Origin of the sequence: Glycomyces sp. YM15 (assembly GCF_016918015.1) — a bacterium.
Classification (GTDB): Bacteria; Actinomycetota; Actinomycetes; order Mycobacteriales; family Micromonosporaceae; genus Glycomyces.
In genome coordinates this window covers 23,462-48,537 of the sequence record NZ_JAERMK010000029.1, presented here as the reverse complement: position 1 = coordinate 48,537, position 25,076 = coordinate 23,462, and the positions used below count along the sequence as shown (strand labels likewise).

The following is a 25,076-nucleotide window of genomic DNA, read 5'->3' as shown; positions in this document are numbered from 1 at the left end:
GGCAATGGCATGTGGGCGCTGGAAGGGCACCTCTCGAATGCGACCGGGCGGATGCTCGACAAGTACCTGCAGACCGCCTGCCCGCCACCCCGCCAAGACGAGGGCGACCCTGAGGACGGCGGTCTGCTGCCCCCGCAGGCGAACCGGCATGCCGAGGCTCTCCATCAGCTCCTGGCCGGGTACGGGTCCTCCCCGCAGGCCGCGACCCGGCACGGGCACACCGCGACCCTGGATCTGACCGTCGACATCGAGACGTTGCAGGGCAAGGACACCGGCCGCCTCCCCCTCCTGGAAGGCCGGCCGATCTCCCTCGCCCGGGCCCGGCTGCTGGCCTGCGAAGGCCTCATCATCCCCTCAGTGTTCAACTACGCCAAGGGTGAAGCGGTCGAGCTGGGTCGGGCCCTGCGCCTGCCCAACGCCGCCCTGCGGCGCAAACTCGAGCTCGAGCAGCCAGGGGGTTGCGCTTGGCACGGTTGTGACCGGCCCATCGCCTGGACTGAGGCGCACCACATCACCCACTGGGCCGACGGCGGCCCCACGGTCGCGGAGAATCTGATCCTGCTGTGCCGGTTCCATCACGGCCGCATCCACACCCCTGGGTGGAGCGTGGAGAAGACCGGGCCCGGTCAGGCGATCATCACCCACCACGACGGCCACGCAGCAGCGGCCGGGACCGGTCAGAGCGGCCCCGCCGGCGCCTCGGCCGGGTGCGGGTGCGCGGACTGGCGTACCGATGCCGACATGGACGCCGAGCATGCAGGCTCGGACTGGGATGTGTTCCCCACCGGGCTCTACCGGACCGAATGGTCCGAGACGTTGAAGCCCGACCTCGACGGCATCGCCGAGGCCATCGACCGGGACCGGGCGATCAAAGCCATGCGAGCGGCGAAAGCGCGATGCCGAGCGACGTTCGGCATACGCGAAATACGCGAAGCCTCAAGCGCCGAAGCGGCAGCCGAGGCGCCCCCACCACCGGCATCGACAGCGACAGTTGCAAGGTCGGCGACCGACGACTACGGCGACCCGCCGTTCTTAGGCTGCCCCAGCAGGCGACTGCTGGGGGAAGCGCCGCACACACCACGCAGCGCCACCCGAACCCCAAGCGAGGGTTCGGGCCCTCGGCATGCCCAGACCAGGAAACCCACCCCAGCACACCCCACCATCGCCGCTCGCCCGAACCCCAAGCCCGACCGAGCCGGGAAGCCGGAGACGACCCGGCCCCTCCTCCACCTCTTTGTCGCCGCCCGTCTGAACCTCGGCCCGATCGAACCGGGGAGCCGGAGACGAGCCCAAACCCCGCACCCACCCAGTTGTCGCTGCCCGTCTGAACCTCGGCCGATCAGGGCCAGGGGGTCGGAAACGGACCCGAATCCCACCCCCACCCTGTAGTCGCTGCCCGTCTGGAGTCGCACCTGATCGCATCGGGAGGCCGCAATCCGGCCCGCCCCCGCTCCCACCTTGTCGCCGTTCCGCCCGGGCACTCGAGGGCAGACCACCCGGCGTCCGCAATCCCGACCAGAACAGGGGCGCTACAGCTGAGGCCGTTTCGGAGGCCGCCTCGGCAACACAACGCAAAACGGGCCGCACCCGAAGGCGCGACCCGTGCAAAACCTTGCGGCTCAAGCGGATTCGGCGCCGAAGTCCGTCGCCAGCAGCGCCTCGACCGCCGGGTCGTACAGTGCCGCACCGGACTCCGACACGCTCGCCACGCCGATGAACCCGTTCACGCCGTCCACGTCGACGACCAGCAGCGCCGTGTCCTCGTAGAGGTCCGTCGTGTCCGGCGACGCCGTCCACGAGTTGCGCCACTCCGCGAGCACGCCCGGGCGTCCGTCCACTTCGACCGGCGTGTAGGTGATCTCGCTCTGCTGGTAGTCCTCGACGGTCGAGAAGCCGTCGCCCAGCCACACCTCGGAGGCGCTGAGCGCGCTGGCGTTCAGGTCGGCCGGGTCGAACTCGGCGGCGGCCCCGGAGAAGAGGCCGACGGCGATGATCGAGACCCAGGTCTCGGTGTGGTTGACCTGGTAGATCTCGGCGTCCGCGAGCGGATCGCTGGAGACTCCGGGTCCGACGGCGTACTGCCATTCGGGGCCGGGGAGGGGCGTGACCGAGTCGAGCGAGGGCACCGCGAGGTGCGTCCCGGAGGGCACGGGCGGTGCTTCGGGCTCCTCGCCGCCCTCGTCCTCGCCTTCGCCGCCGCCAGGCGTGTTCTCGACGGTCGCGTCGTCGTCCCCGGCGGTCAGGGTGCCTTCGTCGTCGTTGCCGAGCAGGAAGTAGCCGCCGACCGCGCCGAGGACCATGAGCACGACGACGCCGATGACGAGCAGCGCGGTGCTCCCGCCGCCCTTGGTGTTGGGCTGCACCGGCGGCGGGCCGTACTGGCCGTAGGGGGACTGGTAGCCGGCGGCCGGGTCGTACTGTGGGTATTGGCCCGCGGGCTGGCTCGGGTACGGCGGCTGGCCGGGAAGGTGCTGGGTCGCGTAGGGCTCGCCGCCCACCTGCCCGGGGGCGTAGCCTCCCGCGGGCGGCTGCGCGCCGGGCTGGGACGGCCCGTACTGGCCGCCGGGCTGCCCGGCGGGGTCTTGCGGGGGGTACGTCATGGACCGATCGTATCCGGCACCTGCAGCGGCTGTCCCCCTCAGGTTTGCTCAGAAAACGCTAAACCGGGACGGGTGCCGCGCCCGCCCCGGTTTCAGGGATCCGAAACTAATCCCCAGTATTCCCGCCCTGTCAAGAGCGGTTTCGTTAGCGAATCATTACCATTCCTCAGCTGGTGAACACCGCCACGGTGCGGCCCGGGACGGTGAACGTCCCTGTCGCGTCGTCGAAGGCGGCACCGGCCATGGCCGGGTCGGCGGAGTCCTGGAGCACCGGGTGGAGCATCTGACCCGAACCGGCCGCCTCGGCCACGGTCTGCGTGACCGCGTCCGGGCTCGCGTTGAACACCACGGTCACCGACTCGAACGTGTCATCGAGTCCGTGGAGGTCGATGCGCATGGTGATGACACCGGGCGTTTCCGCCGATGTCCCCGACGGCGCGTTTCCCGACAGTGGGAACGAGACCCGCTCGGCCACGGCCTCGGCGTCCCCGAGGTTGAACGCGCAGGTCGATGACGAGATCTGCAGCAGCTCAAGGTATCGCTGGTTCGCCAGCTCGATGTCCTCGCAGCCGGGTTGCTCGACCGCGGCGATGGCGTCCTCGGCGTAGGGCCACTTGGCCTCCGAGGTCCACTGCGGCGGCAGTCCGGCTCCGAAGCCGTTGCTGGTGGTGCCGAAGCCTTCGGTGCCTTCGCAGTTCCAGCGGATGGCGTTGAACCAGTCGCCGGAGTCGTACGAGTCGCGGTCGAGGGACTTCGACCTGAGCATTTCCGAACCGGCCGTGGAGAACCCGGTGCCCTGGCTGAGCACTGCGGTCGCCATCGAGAGGACCTGCATCCGCGCGCGCTCGGTGCCGCTGACGTCGGCGAGTTTGTAGGCGAGCGCGTCGAACAGGATCTCGTTGTCGTGGGCGTCGACATAGTTCACGGCCTCGCCCGGCTGGGCGGTGTACCCGGCCGCGGTGCCGTTGTAGTCCAGCTCGGCACCGGTGGTGGCGGTGCCGTCCGAAGCGGTGAACTCGTAGTCGGCGAGGTTGCCGACGAGCCCGAGTTTCGTGAGGTCCTGGGCGTGCAGCAGGGCCGCCAGTTCCGCGTCCGTCGCTTCGCCGTCGTTGTCGTCGGTCCATGCGCCGGAGCCGAAGCCCTGCGTGGTCGGGTCCCCGTCGAACGGGCCGCCGCCGCGCACGGCGTCGCGCATCCGGTCGTTGAACGTCCCGATCCCGGTGCCCGCCATGTTGACCTGGGTGGCCTGCTCGAACAGGGCGTCGTTCGCGACCTCGCCGAAGTTCCAGCCCTCGCCGTACAGGAGGAGGTCCTCGTCGAGGGCCGCCTGCACCGCGAGGAGGTTCGACTTCGGGTGGTGGCCCATGAGGTCGAAGCGGAAGCCGTCCACGTGGTAGGCGTCCTGCCACAGCACCGCGGACTCGACGATGAACTTGTCGAACATCGGCCGCTCGGTGGCGGTGTTCGCGCAGCAGGTCGAGTTGTAGACCTCGCCGTCCGCGTCGAGCCGGTGGTAGTAGCCGGGCACGATCCGGTCGAGCACGGACGTGTCGGCGGTGCCCGAAGCGGCCGTGTGGTTGTAGACCACGTCGTTGACGACCCGCAGGCCCATTTCGTGCATGGCCTGCACCATCTGCCGGTACTCCAGGATGCGCTGCGCCCCGTCGGCTTCGGTGGCGTACGAGCCTTCAGGCGTGTTGAAGTGCAGCGGGTCGTAGCCCCAGTTGTAGGCGTCGTCGGCGCGCACGGCGCCGACGCAGGCCTGCTGCTCGGTCGAATTCGCCGCCATCAGGTCGAGGTCGCAGCCCACTGCGGCCTGGTTCGTCTCGGGGATCGAGGCGATGTCGAACGTGGGCAGCAGGTGCACGTGGGTGAGCCCGGCCTCGGCCAGCTCCGCCAAGTGCCGCACCGAGGTCGAGTCCTCTTGAGTGAATGCCGCGTAGGTGCCGCGCAGTGCCTCGTCCATCGACTCGTCGGCGATGGAGAAGTCCCTGACGTGCAGTTCCCACACCTGTGCCGCGGCCGGATCGACCTCGGCGGGCGCGTCCTCGCCGTCCCAGCCCTCCGGTTCGAGGTCGGCGGCGTCGAGGTCGACGATCTGGCTGTGGGTCGAGTCCGCCGCGAGCGACAGCGAGTACGGGTCGGTGACCGAGTACGACTCGACCGCCTGCGTCGCGGGGTGCCACACGTCGAGCGCGAACCGGTAGTACTTGCGGTCCCAGTCCTTGGCGCCCTTGACGGTCCAGATGCCGGTGCGCTCCGAGAAGTCCATCTCGTGCACGCTCGGCTCGGTGTCCTCGGGCGAGTCGAACAGCTCGAGCCGCACCGACTGCGCGGTGGGCGCCCAGAGCGCGATGCTCGGCTTCTTGCCCTTCCAGGTCACGCCCAGGTCGGCGTTCAGCGCCTCGCCGTAGACCGCGTCGATCACTCCGGCGGTCTGCACTCCCGTTGCGTACCAAGCTATCCCGGTGTGGTCGCGTTCGACGGCGACGAGCTGCCCGCGCAGGGCCTCTCGGATCGCGTCGCCGTCCGCGTTCACCTTGAACGCCCGGTAGTCCCAGTACTGCGGCCATGCCCGGCGCTGCGCCTCGGTGAGGCCGCCCGCGGCGGTCAGCCCGATCGTGTCGAAGTTCCCTTGGAGCGTCCCGTCCTGGACGGTGATCGACCCGTCGGCACTCGCCAAGAGCTCGAACACCTTCCCGTCGGTCGCGTCCACGTCGAGGGCGATGGTCTCGTGGTCGAGCCAGATCGCCTGCTCCGCAGCGAGGTCGAGCTCCGGCGAGCGACCGGTGGAGGCACCGGCCGGGTACACGTAGCCCGGGGTCGCGGCGGTGATCCACACTTCCTGCCCGTACTCGGCGAAGTCGAGGCGTTGGTCCTGGGGGAGGTCCTTCTCGTCGCCGCGGTGGATGATGTAGGAGAGCGCCTCCGCCCCTTCGGCGAGGTCCACTTCGTACACTGCGCCGTAGGCGTCGGTGCGCGCGGGCTGGAGCCCGGCGTTCCAGTCGGTCGGGTCGGCCGCGCCCTCCCAGGTGTGCAGTGCCCAGCCGTCGTAGTCGCCGTCGGGGCGCTGGTAGTGGATCACGGCCTTGCCGTCGGCGGCCGCCTGCGAGGCATGGGCCCCGGTCGACGTCACCCAGGTCTCGCCGAGCGAGGAGGGCTTGAGGGTGATGTCGGAGCCGTACAGCTTCGTGTCGCCGGAGTGGACGATGAGGCCCATGTCGGCGTCGAAGTCGTCCACGGGCACGTGCCAGTACCGACCCCAGGCGTCGGTCCCGTCGGCGGGGCGAGGCGCCTCCCATTGGGTCGCAGTGCCTTCGGCGAGCGCGTCGCCCCACAGGTGCAGGCCCCAGTCCGGCCCGGGTGTCGGCGAAGCTTGCGAGCCGTCGAGGTGCTCAGCGGGGGCGTGGACGGTGACGTACCCGTTGGCCTCGGCCAGCGAGTAGGCGACGTCCCCCGACCCGGCGCTCAACCAGATCTCGGGCGCGGCGCTCGGATCGAAGGTCCGGTCCGAGGCGTAGTCCTTGTTCCCGGCCGCGTCGATCACCAGGTAGCCCACCGAACTCGCGTTCTCGGCGAGCCGGAGCGAGGCGAACGACCCGTACGAGTCCTCGCCCGCGAAGGCGTTCGACTCGGGCCAATCGGTCTGCGAGGACTCGGCGATGTCGCCCCACGCGTACAGGCCCCATTTCGCGGCGTCCCCGTCGTAGTGCACGGTGGCCCAGTCGAGGGACGAGCCGGCCTGGTCGGGCGTGGCCACGGTCGTCACCGCGAGCGCGGCGGCCGTGCGGCCCTCGCGGTCGAGGACCACGGCCTTGAACTCGACGGACGTGCCGCCCGCGAGACCGGCGAGGTCGTAGGCGATGCGGTGGTCGGGGCCGGGCGAGGTGCCGACGTACGTCCAGTCGCCGCCGTCCACGGAGGCCGCGAACGCCACGCGCGCCAGCGGATCGCCGTCGACGTCGGCCGAGACGTAGGCGGTGGTCGCGGACTCCTCGTTCACGGTGAGGCTCAAAGCGGGCGCATCGGAGGTCCCGATCGCGTTGTCGGCCTTGAAGACCACGGCCGAGAGCGGCGGCACGGTGATCGAGGCGGCCCCGTCGGCGGCTTCGATCGCGCCGTTCCCGTACACGGAAGTGAACGTGTCGGCGTACGTCTCCACCGAGACCGTCTGCGCCTCGGTCGAGTTCGAAACGGCGACAAGGTATTCGACGCCCTCCGAAGACCCGATGCGCGAGAACGCGAAGACGCCGTCCTCGGACGCGCGGGTCACCTGGATCCCGTTCGCGAGGGCCGGGTGCTGTTCGCGCAGCTGCGAGAGCTCGGCGATGGCCTGGTAGATCGGGTGGGAGGTGTCGTAGTTGTCGGCGGCGTGGGTGGCGTCGGTGCCGATCAGCTCGTCGTCCAGGTAGTCGCCGACCTGGGAGGCGAACATGGTCTGGCGCGCGTAGTCGTCGCCGCCCGAGCCGGTGAAGCCCTGCTCGTCGCCGTAGTAGACCACCGGCTGGCCGCGGGTGAGGAACATGAGCTGCTGAGCGAGGATCGCCCTGGCGGTCCACGTCGAATCGTCGGTCGTCTCCGCGATGGTGCGGCCGACGCGGCCGATGTCGTGGTTCGAGACGAACGTGGGCATCGCGAGCGCGTCGGTCCCGTCAGCGGTGAACAGCGGGTCGGAGGCGTAGAGGTTCGCGAGGCCGTCGGCGCCGGCCGAGCCGGTCGCGAAGCCGCCCGCCGCGCCGTGGAAGCCGAAGTCGAGCACGGCGTCGAGGTCGCCCTGGCGCACATAGGCGCTCGTCACGTTCGGGTCGCCGGAGTAGACCTCGCCGAACGCGAAGAAGTCGATGCCCTTCGCGTCGGAGGCCTCGCGGATTCCTGCAAGAAATTGCGGCCAGAATTCCAGGTTCACGTGCTTCACGGTGTCTATGCGGAAACCGTCGACGCCGGACTCGGCGATCCAGTCCGCGTAGACGTCGATCCAGCCGTCCACGACCTCCGGACGCTCGGTCCACAGGTCGTCGAGCCCGGAGAAGTCGCCGTAGGTCGAGGATTCGCCGGTGTAGGTCGAGTCGCCGCGGTTGTGGTACATGGTCGGGTCGTTGAGCCACGCGGGGGACTTCAGGTCGGTCTCGTCGTCCTCGAGCACCGGCGTGTAAGCCGACGAATCGGCGTTGACCTCGGGGAACTCATCGGAGGATGCGTAGTTCGCGTCCTCGAACGGCCGCCCCTCGACGTCCGTGTAGGGCGAATCCGCTTTCTCCACATAGGCATTGGAGCCCTCGGCGTACTCCACCGCGTCGGCGGTGTGGTTCACGACGATGTCGAGGTAGATCTCGATGCCGCGGTCGTGCGCGGCGTCGATGAGGCTCTGGAGCTGCGCGTCGTCCCCGAGGTGCGGGTCGACGGCGGTGAAGTCGGTGCCCCAGTAGCCGTGGTAGCCCGCGCCGGTCCAGTGCTCGGTGACCTGCACCGGCTGGTTGACGACGACCGGGGTCAGCCAGATCGCGGTGGTGCCGAGGCCTTCGATGTAGTCGAGCCGCTGCTCGACCCCGGCGAGGTCCCCGCCCTGGTAGAACATGCGCTGCGTCGGGTCGTAGCCGGTGGTGAGCGAATCGCCTTCCAGCCCACCGGTGTTGTTCGAGACGTCGCCGTCGGCGAAGCGGTCGGTCATGACGAAGTAGAACTGCTCGGCGTCTTCGGCAGGGGCCTGGGCGAGTGCCGCCAGTTGGGAGTCCGACGGCTCGTCGCTCCAGGAGCCGTCGTCGCCTGGGGGCTGGTCAGGGGTGGTGCAGGCGGTCAGTACCAGGGCGGAGCCCAGCACTCCCGCCGCGATGCGGGCGGTACGCGGCATTGCGCTTCTTCCTCCGGGGTTGAACAGGGGGACGGGGCGCGCGCCGCGGCGTGACGAGTGCACGACGAGACGCACACCCCGTGTGCGCAAGAACATACCACCTATGAAATTTTCTTACAACGTCTCGGTAATTCGTTGCGAGGCGTCGCCTCAGTGGCGCTCGTCCTCCAGGATGCGCGTCGCGACCGGCCCGGTGTGCTCGAAGTAGATGCTGCCGGCGGGCAGCGGGAACGAAGCGGTGCCGAACGGTGAGGAGGCGCCGATGTGGCCGGAGGTGAATTCACCGACCTCCAGGTGTCCGGGCTTGACGGTGCGGCTGCGGGTCTTGACCGCCTTGTCGGACGGGCGGCCGGCGATGTTCGAGTCACTCATGCGCTGGATTTTAGCGGTCCCCTCACGCCCCGGGCACCGGATCATGCGTGCCTGGCGTCACCCCCGGGCGGCAGCGCAGCACCCTCCCGAGCGCGAGCCGCCCGCCCACCCACAAGCCGTACCGCGACACCGCCCGGTACCCGAAGCCCGAGCAGCTCGGCACGAACCGACACGCCACCTGCACGCGCGGCGAAAGCCACCGCCGATAGGCCGCGATGAGCCGCAGCCCGAACCGTCGGGGACCGGGCCGGTGCCCCTCCCGTGCGGCCGACAGCCGCTCCGGCGAGAGCCGCCCCAGCCCGAAGAGCGCCAAGGCAAGTGAATGGAACGGGCCGGGATCGGTCGCACCGCCGCAGGCCGCCGCGCAGGGGTTGCACGGACCGCCGGGCCCGCAGGACGCGCCCAGGGGCGCACCGCACCCGGCCGAGCACCCCGGTTGGTAAGCGCTGGCGCAGCCCGAAACCTCCACAGGACCGTTCTACACGGCGAACAGCTCCGGCCCTCACCGGACGAGGAGGAGTGTGTCGCGGAGGAGGGGGAGGCAGGCCGCCGCGAGCTGGTGTCGATTAGGGATGGTTAGCCGGTCTGCGACCGAAAAGAACGGACACCACACGTTATGAGGCGAACACCCCTGTATCAGGGAATTGCCAGTGATGGTTCAGGGCGTGCTCAGGCTCATGCCCCACGGTGGGGGCCTCGGGGAATGAGGGGTTCCCGAGGGGTTATGGACCCGGTGAGGCGGATCTTCGGACTCATCCTCCACTGACGATCGCCGCTGGCCCGTCTCACCGGGGCACTCTCATCCCAAGACCGAGGCCGCCGAGTCCGCCGCGCCTCCGCTCAGCGGTACCGCTCGGGGTTCGGCAGCAGCTCGTTCATCGCGCCCGACCGGAATCCCCGCTCGTCCAGCCGCACCTCGGCGAAGCCCTCGACCACTGCGAGCACTTCCGGCCGTTCGGCCACCCTTGCCACGAGCTCGGCGTCGATCTCGACCTTCGCGGTGTCGCCGCCCATGTCCCGCACCCGCAGGTTCCGCACCGGGATCGCGGCCTCGTCGAGCGCGCGCCGCAGCGCGTGCTCCGCGCCGGCGACGCGCTCGAGCCCGTCCGCGGTCACCTCGACCCCGTAGGCGATGCGGCTGGCGAGGCAGGCCGCGGCCGGCTTGTCCCAAGTGGGCAGACCCCACGACTGCGAGGCGGCGCGGATCTCGGACTTGGTGAGCCCGGCGTCGGCCAAAGGCGTGAGCGCCCCCGCGTTCGCAGCGGCGCGGATCCCGGGCCGGAACCCGGCGCGGACGTCGTCAGCGTTGGTGCCGGTGGCGACCGCGGCGATGCCGCGCGCCGCGGCGAGGGGTCCGACGACGCTCATCAGCTCGGTCTTGCAGAAGAAGCAGCGGTCCCCGGCGTTGGCGCGGTAGCCCTCGCGCGAGAGCTCGTCGGTGGACGGGGCGTGGTGGGCGATCCCGAGCCCGGCCGCGAACTCGCGGGCGCGTTCGAGTTCGACGCGCGGCAGCGAAGGCGAGACGGCGGTGGCGGCCTCGACGCGTTCCGGGCCGAGCGCCCGGACGGCGGCCGCGAGCAGGAACGCCGAATCGGCGCCGCCGGAGAACGCGACCATGAGCGACGGCAGCGAGGAGAGCCGGTCGAGGAGCGCGTCGACCCGGTCGCCGGGTGCGTCTTCGGGAGCGGTGGACGCGACGACGTGCGCGGCGCCGGTCGTGGGGGGAGTCGCCTGAGCCTGGGAGGTCACCTCACAGAGCCTAGCCCGCGGCTCGGGACGACGGCCTTACTCGAGGTCGCCCGCCACGGCTCTGAGCATCTCGGCGATCTTCGCGCCGGTCTTGCGGTCGGGGCGCCGACCGCGCGCGAGCGGCGGCATGACCTGCTGCTCGAGTACGCCGATCATGTCCTGCAGGAGGCTGTTGAGCTCTTCGGGCGAACGCTTCGGCGACTCGGCGGCCGGGGCCGCGCCGGCCTGCGGGGCGGCCACGACGTGGAGGCCCATCGCCTGGACCCCGCGGCGCGTGTCGATGATGCTGTACTCGACCTTGGTGCCCTTGGCGAGTTCCTCGACGCCTTCGGGCAGCGCGTCGCGGTGCACGAACACGTCCTTGCCGCCGTCATCGCGGGAGACGAATCCGAATCCCTTCTCGGCGTCGAACCATTTCACTCGACCACTGGGCACCGCTGAACCTCGAACTTCTCGTCTGCAGGAACTGATGAGTCAGTCAAGCCTAGCGTGGCATGAACCGACCGGAATGGAACGCTCGGGTCACGGGGCCGCTACGCCGATGTCCTTACGGGATCGCCATCGTGAGCTTCGGGACCAGCCCCAGCTCGGCCGCGCCGCCCAGCAGCCGCTCGACCGCCATGCGGCCTTCGGCGCCCAGGTCCCGCGAGAACTCGTTCACGTACAGGTCGATGTGCATGCGGCACACGTCGTCCGACATCTCCTGCGCGTGCTCGGCGACGTACGCGCGGCTCGCCTCGGGGTGCGCCCACGCGTAGTCCAGTGACGCCCGGATCGCGGCGGTGACCGCGTCGGTGTCGAGGTGGGACTTCGCGACGACCGCGCCGAGCGGGATCGGGCAGCCGGTGCTCTCCTCCCACCATTCGCCGAGGTCGACAATGGACCGGAGCCCGTACTCGCCGTAGGTGAACCGGGCCTCGTGGATCACGAGCCCGGCGTCGAAGCGGCCGTCGCGCACCGCGGGCATGATCTGGTCGAACGGCACGACCTCCCACGTCACCTCCGGTGAACCGAGATCGCGCAGCCACAGGTTGAACAGCATGAACGCGGTGCTGCGGTCCGAGGGCACCGCCACACGCTTCCCGGCGAGGTCCCCGACAGTGCCCCCTCCGGCAGTGGACCCGTCGGCGGTGAGCACGAGCGGACCGCACCCGCGGCCGAGCGCGCCGCCCGCGGGCAGCAGCCGCCACTCGTCGCCGAGGTACGGCAGGGCCGCGTACGAGACCTTGGCGACGTCGAACTCGCCTCGCGCGCAGGCGGTGTTGGTGACGTCGATGTCCGCGAACGTCAGACGGGTCGCCGGGGCGCCGTCGATGAGGCCCGAGGTCCACGCGTGATAGATGAAGGTGTCGTTCGGGCAGGGCGAGTGCGCCAGATGCAGTGCGCCCGCCGGATCGAGCTCGAACGGGATCCCGAGTGCCGCCATGTCTACAGCTCCCTGATGCCGGTGGTCAGCGTCTTCAGGGCGGCGTTCCAGTCCCAGTTCTCGACGTCGCGGTCGCCGATGTAGTTCGAGACGGCGCGGATCTCGGCGAACGGCAGCCCCGCCTGCTGCGCGGCCGTGGCGACGCCGAAGCCCTCCATCGCCTCCCCGATCGCGTCGGGGTAGCGGTGGGCGAGGTTCGCGGCGAGCCCGTCGGAGCCGGTGATCGAGGCGAGCGTGAGGATCTCGCCGCGCACGCCCTCGACCGCGACCGTCAGCACGGTGTTGCAGCCGATCCGGTTGGTGCCGAACCCGATCTCGTCGATCGGCTGGAACCGCCAGGGAAGCGCGACGCCGAGCTCGGCGGCGACCGAGTCGGTGGCGATGAGGAGGTCGCCGATCCGGGCCTTGCCGGGGAACGCGCCGCAGATGCCGGCGTTCACGACGACGTCGTAGGCACGGCCCATGTGGCTGTTCTCGGCGATGGTCCGGGCGGTGGCGGCCGCCGCGGCGGCCGGTCCGACGCCGCAGACGAGGACGTCCAGCTCGTGGCGGAGTGAGCGCCCGGCCTCGACGGCCTGGGCTTCCTCGGGGACCGCGCACACGACGAGTATTCGCATGGGCTCAAAGCTACCGGGCGCTCGGCGGCGGCGGATGCCGCCGCAGCCGTGGCGAACGCCTCGCGGCGCACCGCCGTTCCGCCTCCGCCCCTCCGATCGCGGAATGTGGTGTATTCCGCTTCCCACCGGACGCACCGTCCGCCAGGTGGAGCCGCGAGCTGACCTATGCTTGAAAGCGTGCCTGACACCTCTACCGCCGCCGCCAAGACCCGCAGCCGCAAACCGCGCCTGGACCGGGTCCTCGCCGACGCCCTCGACCTGGCCCGCGAGGCCGCCGAAGAGGCCGGCGACGGAGTCGGTGAGCACCTCGGCGTGGAAGCCGAGACCGAACGGGTCGTCACCCACTACTTCGATTGCACGCTGCCGGGCTACCGCGGCTGGCGCTGGGCCGTCGTGCTCACGCGCGCGCCCCGCGCCCGCGTCGCCACCGTCTCCGAGTCCGCGCTCCTGCCCGGCCCGGAAGCGCTCCGCTCCCCGGCGTGGGTCCCGTGGGCCGAGCGGCTCCAGGGCGGCGAGGTCGGTACCGGCGAAGTCCTCCCGACCGAGGACGACGACGACCGGCTCATGCCCGCCTACCAGCTCTCCGACGACGAGGCCGTCGAGGACATCGCCCAAGAGCTCGGACTCGGCCGCGAGCGCGTGATGAACCGCGAAGGCCGCGCCGAGGCCGCGCAGCGCTGGTACGACGGCGACCGCGGCCCGACCGCGCCGATCGCCGAGGCCGCCCCGGCGGCCGCCCGGTGCGGGACCTGCGGATTCTTCCTGCCGCTGGCCGGTTCGATGCGCCTGGCCTTCGGCGCCTGCGCGAACCTGTACTCCTCCGAGGACGCCCGCGTCGTCTCGGCCGACCACGGCTGCGGCGCGCACTCCCAGATCAGCGAGTTCGTCGACACGACCCCGCAGGGCGTCGAGAAGTCCGAGGTCATCTACGACGACGAGGGCTCCGAGATCCTCTGACGGCGCGGTCGGAACGACGGCGCGCTTCAACCGCTGTCATGGTTTCCTCGCTGCGCCTCAGCTTGGGCGCCGCTGCGCTGGCTTCGGCTGTTGAGTCCCTCTGCCGCCGGCGCCGGTTCCCGTTGCACCGCTCCGCGGCTCGCTTCGGCTCCGCTTGCTGCGCCGCTCGTCCTCTAGTTTCGGTTCCGCTTCGCTCCACTGAAGTGCTTCCTGTCGGCCAGCGCCATGCCGGCGGTGCCGAGGATGCCGATGACCACGCCGGTGAGGGCACAGGCGGCCCACCACTCGCGGCCCGCGTCGGCCAGCTCCTCGCGGAAGATCTGCGTCAGCACCAGGGCGACCGCCCACAGTAGAGTGCCGATCGCGGCGATCGGGGCCATCCGCATCTTCACCGCTTCAGGGGCGGGCAGCTCCGGGGCGCGCTTGACGCGCTGGTACGCCTCGCGCGGGGAGGCCGACGAGCCGGGCGAGGCCGGTGGCTGGGAAGTTCCGTCGGTGGACACGCTGCCAATGTACGCTGCGTCAGTGCCTGCGACAATCGGTCACGATGACATGAAACGGCGTCGCGTCGAAGCGAGCGGGCCGGGGCGCCGCGGGATTCCTTGGAGGTAAGGCGATCCGTTATCGGCACCCCGCCGGTTGTGGTCCGCCGGTAGGGTTGGGCGTACGCTCGGATGAGCTGGCGATGCGGCGCTGACAGACGACACGCGAGGGGTGGAAAGGCATGAGGCCGGTACGGTTCGTAGCCCTCTCAGAGGACGGTCATGCGCTGGTGCTCGCCGACGAACTCGGGAGGCTGCTCGCGCTGCCGATCGACGAGCGTGTCGCGGCCGTGGTCGACGTCCCCGAGGGCGGCAGCGCGCTCCGGGCCAAAGTAGAGGGTGCGCCCAGTCGGCCCGAGGCCTCGCGCCGCCCTGTGCCGCAGCGCCCCGCCGCAGTCAGTCTTTCCCCTCGCGACATCCAGACCCGCATCCGAGCCGGTGAGAGCGCCGAGGACATCGCCGCGTCCGCGCAGGTCGCGGTCGATCGGGTCCTGCGCTACGCCGGGCCGGTGCTGCAGGAGCGCGCGATGCTCGCCCAGGCCGCCCGCCGTTCGCGGCTGGCGACCTCGGAACGCGGCGAACGCATGTCCAATGTGGTCGACGTGAAGCTCGGGACGCACGGGGTGGACCCCGAGGCGGTCTCGTGGGACGCGTGGCGCACCGAGGACGGCTCGTGGCTCGTGCAGGCTTCGTGGTCGTCGGGCAAGACGACCGCGAGGGCGCGCTGGAAGCTCGACCGGGTCCGCCAGACCGTGACGCCGGACGACGAGATGGCGCAGTTCCTCTCGACGCCGCTGCCGCAGCAGATGCCCGGCCATCAGGAGTCGGTCTCGGAGCTCGGGGTGCGCCCGGGTGATCCGGTGCGGCCTTCGCGCGACCCGATGCACGGGCTGCGCGAGCGCGAGGACGACGGTTCGCACTCGGACCCGCTGCGGCGCGACCGCCTGCGGGAGGTGCTGGAGCGTCCCCTCGACGACATGGCGGGTCGCGGGAAGCGGACTTCGCAGCTGGGTCTGCCGGGCACGTCTTCGCAGGAGCAGCGCGAGACGCCGGAGGTGCCTTCGCTCGCGGTGCTGCGTCCGGGCAAGCGCTCGGTCGCCGAGGACGACATGAACACGCCGCCGCTCGCCGCGGCCGGCTCGAAGCCCCGCAACCAGCTCCCGGGCTGGGACGACGTCCTGTTCGGCTCGGCTGACAAGAAGTAGAGCGGCTCCGCCGACAAGCAGTAGTGCGGCCCGGCCGACAAGCAGTAGAGCGGCTCCGCCGGCAGGCTTCCGAGCGGCTTCCCCGACAAGCGGCAAAACGCGAAGAAGGCCCGTGATCTGTTCGATCGCGGGCCTTTGTCGTACCCGTATGAGACCGTGTCCTTTTCACTGGTAGTGGTGAAGGTGGGAACGGGCGGGTACCCGGGGCCACCCGCATGGCGCGGCAGGACTTCGGGCCCGGCGCGCCTTCTTGCGCGCCGCAGAGCGGCCCGCCGGATTGCGAGAAGTCGATCACGGTTACTGGCTAGCCGACCGGTAAGTAGATATCCTTGCATGCAATGTCTCCGGTCATCCTCAGTCAGCTGCATCGCACCTTCCGTGCGCTGTCCTACCCCGGCTTCCGCATCTACGCCGCCGGGCAGCTGCTGGGCACCCTCGGGTTCTGGCTCCAGACCACCGCCATCAGCTGGCTCGTGCTCGAGCTCTCCGGCAACTCCGGCACCGCCCTCGGCTGGACCCTCGCCCTCCAGTTCGGCCCCTACCTCCTCTTCGGCCTCCAAGGCGGCAAGATCGCCGACAGCTTCGACAAGCGCCGCGTCCTGCTGCTCTGCTCGCTCGCATCGGCGACGGTCACCGCCGGACTCGCCGGCGTCGTGCTCACCGGGCACATCGAACTGTGGATGGTCTACGTCGGCATGGCCGCCTTCGGCTCGGTCGCCGTCATCGAAGGCCCCGCCCGCCAGGCCTTCTACTCCGAACTCGTCGACCGCGAGGCCCTCCCGAACGCCGTCGGCCTCGGCAGCGCCATCTTCAACATGAGCCGCATCGCCGGCCCCGCGCTCGCCGGAGTGCTCATCGCGCTCACCTCCACCGGCACCGTCATCGTCATGTGCGCGTGCATCTTCCTCGGCCCCGCCCTGGCCTGCGCGGTCCTCCTGCGCCGCAGCGTCTCCAACCCGGTCCGTCGCGACGCCGCCGCCGGCGGCATCCGCGACGCCCTGCGCTACACCGCCGCCCGGCCCGACATCATCGCCGTCCTCATCGTCTCCCTGCTCGTCTCGGGCTTCACGTTCAACTTCGCGCTCACCCTCTCGATGCTCGCCCGCACCGAGTTCGAGACCGGCGCCGACTCCTACGGCCTGCTGCTCACCGCGCTCGCGGTCGGCGCGCTCGCCGGGTCGCTCGCCTCCGGACGCCGCTCGACCCGCCCGAGCCTGAACACGATGCTCGCCTCCTCGGCCCTGCTCGGCGTCGGGACCCTGCTCGTGGGATTCGCACCCTCACTGTGGTCGGCGATGGGCCTGCTGGCGCCCACCGGTTTCGCGATGGTCTACTACGCGCAGGCCGCCAACCAACGCGTCCAGATGGGCGTCCGCGCCGACTTCCGCGGCCGCGTCCTGAGTCTGTACATGCTGGTCTTCCTGGGCTCGACCGCCGTGTTCGCGCCCATCGTCGGCGTCTTCATGGAGGTCTACGGGGCCCGCGCGGGCCTGTGGCTCGGGGGTGTCGTCGGAATCGCGACGCCCGCCGCGCTGGCCCTCGCCAAGCGGGTACAGGTCAAGCGCCGTGCGGCCCTGGGCGAGACCGCCGAACCGCCGGTCGCCGCGCTCGCGGGCGAGGCCGCATCGGTGTGAGACGGGCCGTGCCGATCGGGTCATCCGACAATTCATTCACTGTTATCCGGCGATTCCCACTCCCTGAACGAGGCGCATCGCCGCATTTCCGCGAGTTGTCCGAGTGCTCCCGCCCTACCCGGAACCTCCTGCGCCTCCACTGCCTCAGCCGTGCACAGGAGTGTTACTTCGACGAAATTACTGTCCCGTCCCGTGGGATTTCACTGAATTAACCGCTCGTGATACTGCGAGGATAGGTCACATCGTGACAGCCCCGACCGCGCCGCGACGACACACCTCTCGCCGCAGCTCGTGTCACTGACCCCGAGTAGAGCCCCTGGAGGGAATCCAGTGAGTGCCTCCGCCACCGCGGTCCCGCAGGCCGCGACCCAAGTGCGCACCGAGCGCCTTTTCGCCGCGCTCCCGCTGCCGGACAACGCCCTCGCCGATCTCGCCGAAGTCGTCGCCGACCTCAACATCGCCCGCCGCGGCGCTCCCAGCCGCCCCGGTGCGACCGGCCGCCGCACGCCCTCCACGCGGCTCGTCCGCTCAGAGAACTGGCACCTGACCCTCTCCTTCCTCGGCGACGTCCCCTCCGACCGGTGCGCCGAGACCGCCGAGGTCATCGCCACCGCGGCACGCGAGTCCGAGCCGATGCGCCTCTGCGTCTCCGGCGGCGGCCGCTTCGGCCGCGGCCGCTACTCGGTCGTCTACGCCGGGCTCGACGGCGACGTCGCCGCGCTCGTGGACCTGGTCCACCGCATCCGCGCCGGACTCATCGCCGGCGGCCTGCCCGTCGACCAGAAGCAGTACCGCCCGCACGTGACCCTCGCCCGCCCGGGCGACCGCGTCACCAACCAGCAGGCCGCCCAAGACCTGCTGACCCTCCGCCGCTACTACGGTCCCAGCTGGACCGCGAACGAGATCGTGCTCTACCGCTCCGACTTCGGCAAGGGACCCGTAGGCGCGCAACCGCTCTACACCCCGATCGCCACCGCGCCCCTCGGCTGACACCGGGCCCGACGCGAGCCCCCTGGGGGCGCACTGCCGCCGCCCGGTGCCACCATGGTCCGGCCCACCGGCCCCAAGGGAGAAACCGCCTCGCGATCTGCGCGAAAGCACCGCTCCGGGCAACGGTGACCGGTAGAAAGAGGGCATGTCCCACAGCGCCACCGGCACCGGCCGTTCCAGCACCGCCGCGCCCCGCGCGGACCACAGCGGCCAACCGTCCCGGTCCGGGCGCCCGCTCGCGCGCGTGTTCCTGCGCGCCGCCGGGATCACCGCCCTCCTCTGCTGGGCGGCGCTTCTCGTCTGGGCCTCCTTCGGCACCGGCGCGAGCTCCGGCTCCTCCGGCGTCTACATGATCATCGGCACGGTCGGGTCCGTCCTGATCGTCGCCGTCGTCATCGCCACCGCCGCCAGCCACGCCGGGCTGCGCACCATCATCACCGCGCTTGTCGCCGCCGTCTCCGCCGCCGCGGCCGGCTGGGCCGTCTACTCCTCGATGCCCGAAGCCGGACCCGGCCAGTTCATCACCCACCGCGCGGGCGTCGCCGCCCTCGCCTACGTCTTCGGCGTCGTCGGCGGCGGCCTCCTGGCCCTCTCCGAATTCGTCGTCGAAGGCTACTCGGGCGGCCGCGCCCCCGCCCCGAAGCAGCTGCGCCGCAAGGTCGCCGTGCTCGCCACCGCGATCGTCGTCATGCTCGCCGCCGCCCTCACGCCCGCGATGCAGCGCTGGGCCGAACTCGCCAACCAGGACGTGCTCGTCGGCGACACCGCCGCCACCGGCAGCATCACCGACCCCGGACTCGACGGCCTCGCCGACCTCGCGGGCGTCGGGCGCTTCACCGACACCCCGTACGGCCTCCTGCGCACCGACCACCCCGCCGCCCCGACCCCGCAGGCCGTGACCATGCTCGACCCCGCGACCGGCGCCGCCATCTGGTACCACCGCCGCTGGAACTGGTTCGCCTCCCAGCCGCCCGTGCTCTCCCAGGCCCAGGACCTCGTCGCGCTCACCGGCCCCCGCGCCGACAACAACGGCGACTTCCAGACCCGCGTCCTGAACGCCCGCGACGGCGGCGAAGTCGCCACCGCCGACTTCGACGGCGCGCCGGGGGTCCTCCTCGCCCTCGCCGACGACCGCCTCCTGTTCACCAAGGACCGCAGCGAGACCTTCACCGTCTACGACTTCGGCGGCCACGCGGTGTGGGAGGCCGTCATGCCCGACGGGTGCGAGGGCACCGCCGCCCAGGTCGCCGCCGCCCGCGCACTCGTGCTCGCCGACTGCGTCCCCGCCCCCGACCGGTCCATCGCCCGCGACATCGTGCTCGCCTTCGACCTCGACGACGGCACCGCCGCCTGGCACCAGGAGATCGACCGGAGCGCCGTGGTCGTCCCCGAATCCTTCCTTGTCACCGAGGACACGATCGTGCTCGACAGCCGCATCGAGCACCGCGTGACCGACGGCCCGTTCTCCGCGCGCCGCTTCGAGCACCAGCTCATCGCCTACGCGATCGCGGACGGGACCGAGCGCTGGCGGGTGGCCGACCAGACGTTCGGCGCCACGAACTCCTCGGCCTGCGGCGGGACGCTGCACCTGTCGCAGCCGACCGCGGCGCCCGCGCCGGGCGTGGCCGCGGGCGGGGAGGCGAAGGCACGGGCCGCGGCGACCGAACGCCGCACCGTGCAGATCATCGAATGCTTCAGCGCGAAGGACCGCGAGGGGTCGTGGCTCGGGGTGATGGCGTACGACGCGGCGTCGGGCGAGCGCCTGTACCGCAGGGCGGTGCGGCTGGGCTTCACGCCGCTGGACCCGGAGGTCGCGCGCGGCTGGGCGACGGTGCTGCCCGACAACCGGGCGATGCTCGCGGCCGACCTCTCACTCGACCCGAACCGCCCGGACTGCCGCCTCTACCAGGTCGAGCAGGGGCAGGCGAGCGAGGTCGCGTTCCCGGCCGAACAGCGTGACGACGCGGCGATCCCGGCGAACTGGTGCCACGACGCGCAGCTCAGCCCGGTCGGCACCGGCGCGGCCGTCAGCTACGTGGACGAGGACGGCACCCGCGGGATCGCCGTCGTCGAGTGAATACCTCCGAGTGAATACCTCCGAGTGAACACCGTCGAGTGAACACCGCCGAGTGAACGCCGTGGCATGAGCGGCGTGGAGTGGGCGCCGTCGCGCGTCGAGCGCCGCGGGGTGCGCGCCGTCCCGGCGCGAGTGCGCTCGGGATCTCGGGAAACGCGTGATGTCCTGGCGGTGAACGGGTCTCGAAGCACCTGAATGATCAAACGATGTGATCAGTTCTAGGTCATCCGAGCACGAGTGATGCGCGAAACTGCTGTAGGGTTCTCGGCATGTGTGGAATCGTTGGATACGTCGGGGCGCGCAGCGTCGTCGACGTCGTGATCGACGGCCTTCGCCGTCTCGAATACCGCGGCTACGACTCGGCGGGCGTCGCCCTCGTCTACGCCCCCGAAACGGGCGAGCCGTACCTGGAGTTCGACAAGAAGGCCGGCAAGCTCGCCAATCTCGAGGCGGTCCTCGACGGGCAGGACCGCTCGCTCGAGGCCGCCTGCGGCATCGGGCACACCCGCTGGGCCACCCACGGCGTCCCCTCCGACCGCAACGCCCACCCCCACCTCTCCGCCGACGGGCGCATCTCGCTCATCCACAACGGCATCATCGAGAACTTCGGGCAGCTCCGCGTCGAGCTCGAGGCCTCCGGGATCGAGTTCCTCTCCGACACCGACACCGAGGTCGCCGCCCACCTCCTCGGCCGCGAGTACGCCGTCGACGGGGACCTCACCGAGGCCATGACCCGCGTCTGCGCGCGCCTCGAAGGCGCGTTCACGCTCCTGGCCGTGGCCGCCGACGACCCCGACACCGTGGTCGGCGCGCGCCGCAACTCCCCGCTCGTGGTCGGCCTCGGCGACGGCGAGTACTTCCTCGCCTCCGACGTCGCGGCGTTCATCGCCTACACGACCGAGGCCATCGAACTCGGCCAGGACCAGATCGTCACCATCAACCGCGAGAACGGCATCACCGTGCGCGGCTTCGACGGGCAGCCGTCCGAAGGCAAGCCGTTCTCCGTGGACTGGGACATCGCCGCCGCCGAGAAGGGCGGCTTCGAGACCTTCATGGCCAAGGAGATCCACGAGCAGCCGCAGGCGGTCGCCGACACCCTGCGTGGGCGCATCGACGAGACCGGGCAGATCGTCCTCGACGAGGTCCGCATGTCCGACCAGGACTTCCGCGACATCGACAAGGTCTTCATCGTCGCGTGCGGCACCTCGTACCACGCCGGGCTCGTCACCAAGTACGCCATCGAGCACTGGACGCGCATCCCGTGCGAGGTCGAGCTCGCCAGCGAGTTCCGCTACCGCGACCCGGTGCTCGACCGGTCCACGCTGGTCGTCGTCATCTCCCAGTCCGGCGAGACCATGGACACCCTCATGGCCCTGCGCCACGCCAAGGACCAGAAGGCCCGCGTCCTCGCCATCTCCAACACCGTCGGGTCGACGATCCCGCGCGAGTCCGACGCGGTGCTCTACACCCGCGCCGGGATCGAGGTCGCGGTCGCGTCCACGAAGGCGTTCCTCACCCAGCTCGCCGCCTGCTACCTGGTGGGCCTGCACCTCGCGCAGGTGCGCGGCATCAAGTACGCCGACGAGGTCTCGGCGATCCTCGACGAGCTGGTGGCCGCGCCCGGCAAGATCGCGAAGGTCATCGAGAACCTGGAGCCGATCCGCCAGATGGCCCGCGACCTCGCCGCGGCCGAGGACGGCGCGGCCCGCGTCCTGTTCATCGGCCGCCACGTCGGCTACCCGGTGGCACTCGAAGGCGCCTTGAAACTCAAGGAGCTCGCGTACCTGCACGCCGAGGGCTTCGCCGCGGGCGAGCTCAAGCACGGCCCGATCTCGCTCATCGAGGACGGGACCCCCGTGGTCGCGATCGTGCCCAGCCCGCGCGGGCGCTCGCTGCTGCACGACAAGATCATCTCCAACATCCAGGAGGTGAAGGCCCGCGGCGCGAAGGTCATCGCGATCTGCGAGGAGGGCGACGCGATCACCGCCTCCCACGCGGACTTCACGGTCGAGACGCCCGCGTCGCCGACCCTGCTGGCCCCGCTGCTGACCACGGTGCCGCTGCAGGAGTTCGCGATCGAGCTCGCCATGGCCCTGGGCCGCGACATCGACCAGCCGCGCAACCTCGCCAAATCGGTGACCGTGGAATAGACGCCCCCATATGGCGTGCGCGGATCCCGCGCACGCCATACGTGTACCCGCGCCACTTCGGTTGTCCTGCGTCCCTGCAAGATCGAGCACTCACCGCCCGTATCGGGATTGGTTGCGCAATCGACGCGCCTATGCTCGTGTCGTGAGAAAACGCACCCTGATCTCGAGCGCCGTGGCGGTCACCGCCGTCGGCGCCATCACCATCGCCGGGACGATGGTCGCCCAAGCCCAGGAGACCGGCGACGAGGCGCTCGCCGCCGCGATCGACGCCATCCTGACCGACAAGCGCCTCACCGACTCACAGATCGGCGTCACCGTCGCCGACGCGAACACCGGCGAGGTCCTGTACGAGCGAGGCGGCGCCAAGCGCGCCGTCCCCGGCTCGAACGACAAGCTGACCACCACCGCCGCCGCGCTCGAGAACCTCGGCGGCGACTTCACCTACACCACCGAGGTCCTGGGCGACCGCCCCGTCGACGGCGTCATCGCCGGCGACCTCTACCTGCGCGGCAGCGGCGACCCCACCCTCCTCGAAGCCGACTACGACCAGCTGGCCGCGGACCTCGCCGCACGCGACGTGTCGATGATCGAAGGCGACCTCGTCGCCGACGACACCGCGTTCGACACGGTCCGCTCCGGCACCGAATGGGGCTGGTCCGACCTCCAGTTCACCTACGCCGCAGAGGTCTCCGCGCTGACCGTCGCCTCGGGCGACGACTACAACGCCGGCTCCGTGCGCGTCTTCATCAAGCCCGGCGCCGCCGAAGGCGACCCCGCCCAGCTGAGCATGAGCCCCGCCAACGACTACGTGGAGATCGTCAACACCGCCACGACCGGCACCACCACCAGCGTCTCCGTCAACCGCGACCCGCACGACAACGTGATCCGCGTCAGCGGCACCGTGAAGGCCGGCACCAGCGGCACCTACGCCACCCGCTCCGTCATCGAACCGACCCAGCTCGCCGCCGACGTCTTCGCCGACTCCCTCGAGGACGCCGGCATCACCGTCAACGGCGACGTGCGCTTCGGCGAATCCACGCCGCAGGGCCCCGAGACCCTCGCGTCCCACCAGTCGATGACCCTCACCGAACTGACCGGCGAGATCCTCAAGCCCTCCAACGCCTCCGTCGCCGAGGCCCTGTTCAAGACCCTCGGCTACGACGCGACCGGCAAGGGCACCTTCAGCAGCGGCAAGGCCGCCACCTACGCCGGGATCGAGCCCTACGGCGTCGACACCGGACCCATCCGCCAGGTCGACGGCTCCGGCATCTCCCGCCACAACCTGATGACCTCCAACATGCTCGCCGACCTCCTCGTCGGCGCCAAGAAAGCCGACTGGTTCGGCACCTGGTACGACGCCCTGCCGATCGCCTGCGAGGACGGCACCCTCGCGGGCCGCATGTGCGACACCCCCGCCGCCGGCAATGTGCGCGCCAAGACCGGCTCGATGACCAGCGTCTCGGCCCTTTCCGGCTACGTCACCGACGCCGACGGCCGCGAACTCGTCTTCTCCATCCTCACCAACGACTACCTGTACTCCACGGTCAAGGACATCGAGGACAAGATCGCCGCCGCCCTCGCCGCGCACACCACCACCGCCACCCAGACCGAGACGCTCCGCTCCGCGAACGTCGAGGACATCGAGATGCCCGCCGAGGACCCGAACCACAACCTCGAATGCACCTGGATCGAACCGGCCGTCTGCTGACCGGCTGAGCCGCAACCGAACACGACACGAGGGGCCCGGACGCCGCACAGCGTCCGGGCCCCTCGGCGTCCGGGCCCCTCGGCGTCCGGCGCCGCCGCGCGAGACCCGGCTCCGCTGGACGCCGCCCAGTATCGTTCGACGCATCATGACCACCAGGCAGTCCAAACCGATGAGCCCAGCCGGGCGCGTGTTCGCCTGGGTGCTGATCGCCTTCCTCGTGCTGCTGTCGCTCGGGGTCGGCCTGGCGCTGATCACCGAAGGGCTCGGCGGCCGCCGAGCACTCGACCACGGCCCGGTGGGGGCGTTCACTCCGACCGCCACCGACTCGTGCGAACGGACCTGCGCTCTCATCGGCGACTTCACCAGCATCGACGGCACCGTCGTCGAGCACGGCGTCACCCTGCAAGGCCGGCGGATCAAACCCTTCGATCCGATGCCGTCCGCCGTCGACGACGTGCGGCTCGACACCGACGCGCAGCGCCCGACCGCCTACACCGCCGACTACGCATGGCACGGGCCCGTGATCAAAGGCAGCGCCTTCATGGTCGGCGGCCTGGCGGTCGCGGCCGTGCTGGTCACGGTCCTGAAACGACACGACCAGGCCCGAGACCGTCCCGCCGCTTGAAGCCGAGGAGCCGACCGGCACCCACCGCGGCCACGAGGGCGTATCCAGCAGCGGGACAAGGCCTTCGACCCGGACTCCGAAGACCGCGCCCGGGCGGATCAGCCCGCCGGACGGCGCCAAGGCGTCACCCTGGGCGGTGGAACCGTCCTGAAAGAAGGCGGTCTGCCCGATCCCGTGGCACTCTTGGGGGGTGATCGTCGCCGTGGGCATAGACGTAGTGGCAGTGGACCGATTCGAGAGGGTGCTCGAACGGACCCCGCACGTCGCCGACAAACTCTTCACCGAGGCCGAACGCCGCACCCCCGACGGGCACGCGCGCCGCACCGAATCCCTCGCGGCCCGCTTCGCCGCCAAAGAAGCCGTGGCCAAAGCACTCGGCGCCCCCGGCGGCATGCACTGGGCCGACTGCCAAGTACTCTCCCTCCCCGACGGACGCCCCACATTGACCATCACCGGAACGGTGGCGGCGGCGGCACAGCAGCGTGGCGTCTCACGCTGGCACGTGTCGCTGTCGCATGATGGCGGTATCGCTACAGCGGTGGTGATCGCCGAAACGGCATGACGGCCGAACAGGCC

At 70.7% G+C, this 25,076-nt stretch carries 19 protein-coding genes; 10 read left to right on the top strand and 9 right to left on the bottom strand.

Features of this window, described 5'->3' with window-relative positions:
• The coding region (locus JHY01_RS23530; RefSeq protein ID WP_205328148.1) for an HNH endonuclease signature motif containing protein at positions 1 to 1,389 on the top strand (1,389 nt) is incomplete at its 5' end.
• 230 nt (positions 1,390 to 1,619) lie between these two features.
• Here the strand turns inward: JHY01_RS23530 and JHY01_RS23525 are convergent.
• From JHY01_RS23525 to mqnB, 8 genes are all read right to left on the bottom strand, one after another.
• Positions 1,620 to 2,600, bottom strand: coding sequence for a hypothetical protein (locus tag JHY01_RS23525; protein ID WP_205328147.1), 981 nt, complete (start codon positions 2,598 to 2,600; stop codon positions 1,620 to 1,622).
• A 166-nt stretch (positions 2,601 to 2,766) separates the two neighbouring features.
• Positions 2,767 to 8,448 carry a pullulanase-type alpha-1,6-glucosidase gene (gene pulA, locus JHY01_RS23520; RefSeq protein WP_205328146.1) on the bottom strand — a complete coding sequence of 1,894 codons (5,682 nt, stop codon included), beginning with the start codon at positions 8,446 to 8,448 and terminating at the stop codon, positions 2,767 to 2,769.
• A 150-nt stretch (positions 8,449 to 8,598) separates the two neighbouring features.
• Positions 8,599 to 8,820: a hypothetical protein gene (locus JHY01_RS23515; protein WP_205328145.1), complete on the bottom strand. Its 222-nt coding sequence runs from the start codon at positions 8,818 to 8,820 to the stop codon at positions 8,599 to 8,601.
• A gap of 22 nt (positions 8,821 to 8,842) precedes the next feature.
• Positions 8,843 to 9,289, bottom strand: a complete 447-nt coding sequence (gene yidD, locus JHY01_RS23510) for a membrane protein insertion efficiency factor YidD (protein ID WP_307814552.1) — start codon at positions 9,287 to 9,289, stop codon at positions 8,843 to 8,845.
• Positions 9,290 to 9,660: 371 nt separating this feature from the next.
• On the bottom strand, positions 9,661 to 10,569 hold the full coding sequence (larE, locus tag JHY01_RS23505; protein ID WP_307814551.1) for an ATP-dependent sacrificial sulfur transferase LarE: 909 nt from the start codon (positions 10,567 to 10,569) through the stop codon (positions 9,661 to 9,663).
• 36 nt (positions 10,570 to 10,605) lie between these two features.
• Positions 10,606 to 11,004 (bottom strand): cold shock domain-containing protein, encoded by a 399-nt coding sequence (locus JHY01_RS28235; protein ID WP_205328144.1) that lies wholly within the window; start codon positions 11,002 to 11,004, stop codon positions 10,606 to 10,608.
• Between the two features lie 112 nt (positions 11,005 to 11,116).
• Positions 11,117 to 11,950, bottom strand: coding sequence for a 1,4-dihydroxy-6-naphthoate synthase (locus JHY01_RS23495; protein ID WP_205328152.1), 834 nt, complete (start codon positions 11,948 to 11,950; stop codon positions 11,117 to 11,119).
• A 47-nt stretch (positions 11,951 to 11,997) separates the two neighbouring features.
• Positions 11,998 to 12,612, bottom strand: coding sequence for a futalosine hydrolase (gene mqnB, locus JHY01_RS23490; RefSeq protein WP_205328143.1), 615 nt, complete (start codon positions 12,610 to 12,612; stop codon positions 11,998 to 12,000).
• 177 nt (positions 12,613 to 12,789) lie between these two features.
• On the opposite strand from mqnB, the gene JHY01_RS23485 reads away from it, so the two are divergent.
• The gene (locus tag JHY01_RS23485) at positions 12,790 to 13,569 is read left to right on the top strand and encodes a DUF3027 domain-containing protein (RefSeq protein WP_205328142.1); all 780 of its coding nucleotides are present in this window, start codon (positions 12,790 to 12,792) and stop codon (positions 13,567 to 13,569) included.
• Between the two features lie 173 nt (positions 13,570 to 13,742).
• Here JHY01_RS23485 and JHY01_RS27025 read toward each other — a convergent pair whose 3' ends face one another.
• Positions 13,743 to 14,072 carry a DUF2530 domain-containing protein gene (locus JHY01_RS27025; RefSeq protein ID WP_205328141.1) on the bottom strand — a complete coding sequence of 110 codons (330 nt, stop codon included), beginning with the start codon at positions 14,070 to 14,072 and terminating at the stop codon, positions 13,743 to 13,745.
• A gap of 221 nt (positions 14,073 to 14,293) precedes the next feature.
• Here JHY01_RS27025 and sepH point away from each other — a divergent pair, with 221 nt between their 5' ends.
• The 8 genes from sepH (at position 14,294) to JHY01_RS23440 (ending at position 25,062) form a co-directional block, all read left to right on the top strand.
• Positions 14,294 to 15,316 (top strand): septation protein SepH, encoded by a 1,023-nt coding sequence (gene sepH, locus JHY01_RS23475; protein WP_205328140.1) that lies wholly within the window; start codon positions 14,294 to 14,296, stop codon positions 15,314 to 15,316.
• Between the two features lie 338 nt (positions 15,317 to 15,654).
• A complete protein-coding gene (locus JHY01_RS23470) occupies positions 15,655 to 16,950 on the top strand; it encodes an MFS transporter (RefSeq protein WP_240193171.1) in 1,296 nt (431 codons plus the stop codon).
• Positions 16,951 to 17,280: 330 nt separating this feature from the next.
• Positions 17,281 to 17,940, top strand: coding sequence for an RNA 2',3'-cyclic phosphodiesterase (gene thpR, locus JHY01_RS23465; RefSeq protein WP_205328139.1), 660 nt, complete (start codon positions 17,281 to 17,283; stop codon positions 17,938 to 17,940).
• A 145-nt stretch (positions 17,941 to 18,085) separates the two neighbouring features.
• Entirely contained in the window at positions 18,086 to 20,017 is a 1,932-nt protein-coding gene (locus JHY01_RS23460; RefSeq protein WP_205328138.1) for a PQQ-binding-like beta-propeller repeat protein, read from the top strand.
• Between the two features lie 269 nt (positions 20,018 to 20,286).
• Positions 20,287 to 22,167 carry a glutamine--fructose-6-phosphate transaminase (isomerizing) gene (glmS, locus tag JHY01_RS23455; RefSeq protein ID WP_205328137.1) on the top strand — a complete coding sequence of 627 codons (1,881 nt, stop codon included), beginning with the start codon at positions 20,287 to 20,289 and terminating at the stop codon, positions 22,165 to 22,167.
• 142 nt (positions 22,168 to 22,309) lie between these two features.
• Positions 22,310 to 23,875, top strand: a complete 1,566-nt coding sequence (gene dacB / locus JHY01_RS23450; protein WP_205328136.1) for a D-alanyl-D-alanine carboxypeptidase/D-alanyl-D-alanine-endopeptidase — start codon at positions 22,310 to 22,312, stop codon at positions 23,873 to 23,875.
• Between the two features lie 145 nt (positions 23,876 to 24,020).
• On the top strand, positions 24,021 to 24,500 hold the full coding sequence (locus JHY01_RS23445) for a hypothetical protein (RefSeq protein WP_205328135.1): 480 nt from the start codon (positions 24,021 to 24,023) through the stop codon (positions 24,498 to 24,500).
• A 190-nt stretch (positions 24,501 to 24,690) separates the two neighbouring features.
• Positions 24,691 to 25,062 carry a holo-ACP synthase gene (locus tag JHY01_RS23440; RefSeq protein WP_205328134.1) on the top strand — a complete coding sequence of 124 codons (372 nt, stop codon included), beginning with the start codon at positions 24,691 to 24,693 and terminating at the stop codon, positions 25,060 to 25,062.
• Positions 25,063 to 25,076 lie beyond the last annotated feature (14 nt).

Coding starts and splice junctions, on each gene's coding strand:
- JHY01_RS23525 (WP_205328147.1), bottom strand. CDS start 2,600: ATGACGTACCCCCCGCAAGACCCCGCCGGGCAGCCCGGCGGCCAGTAC.
- pulA (WP_205328146.1), bottom strand. CDS start 8,448: ATGCCGCGTACCGCCCGCATCGCGGCGGGAGTGCTGGGCTCCGCCCTG.
- JHY01_RS23515 (WP_205328145.1), bottom strand. CDS start 8,820: ATGAGTGACTCGAACATCGCCGGCCGCCCGTCCGACAAGGCGGTCAAG.
- mqnB (WP_205328143.1), bottom strand. CDS start 12,612: ATGCGAATACTCGTCGTGTGCGCGGTCCCCGAGGAAGCCCAGGCCGTC.
- sepH (WP_205328140.1), top strand. CDS start 14,294: ATGAGGCCGGTACGGTTCGTAGCCCTCTCAGAGGACGGTCATGCGCTG.
- JHY01_RS23470 (WP_240193171.1), top strand. CDS start 15,655: ATGTCTCCGGTCATCCTCAGTCAGCTGCATCGCACCTTCCGTGCGCTG.
- JHY01_RS23460 (WP_205328138.1), top strand. CDS start 18,086: ATGTCCCACAGCGCCACCGGCACCGGCCGTTCCAGCACCGCCGCGCCC.
- glmS (WP_205328137.1), top strand. CDS start 20,287: ATGTGTGGAATCGTTGGATACGTCGGGGCGCGCAGCGTCGTCGACGTC.
- JHY01_RS23445 (WP_205328135.1), top strand. CDS start 24,021: ATGACCACCAGGCAGTCCAAACCGATGAGCCCAGCCGGGCGCGTGTTC.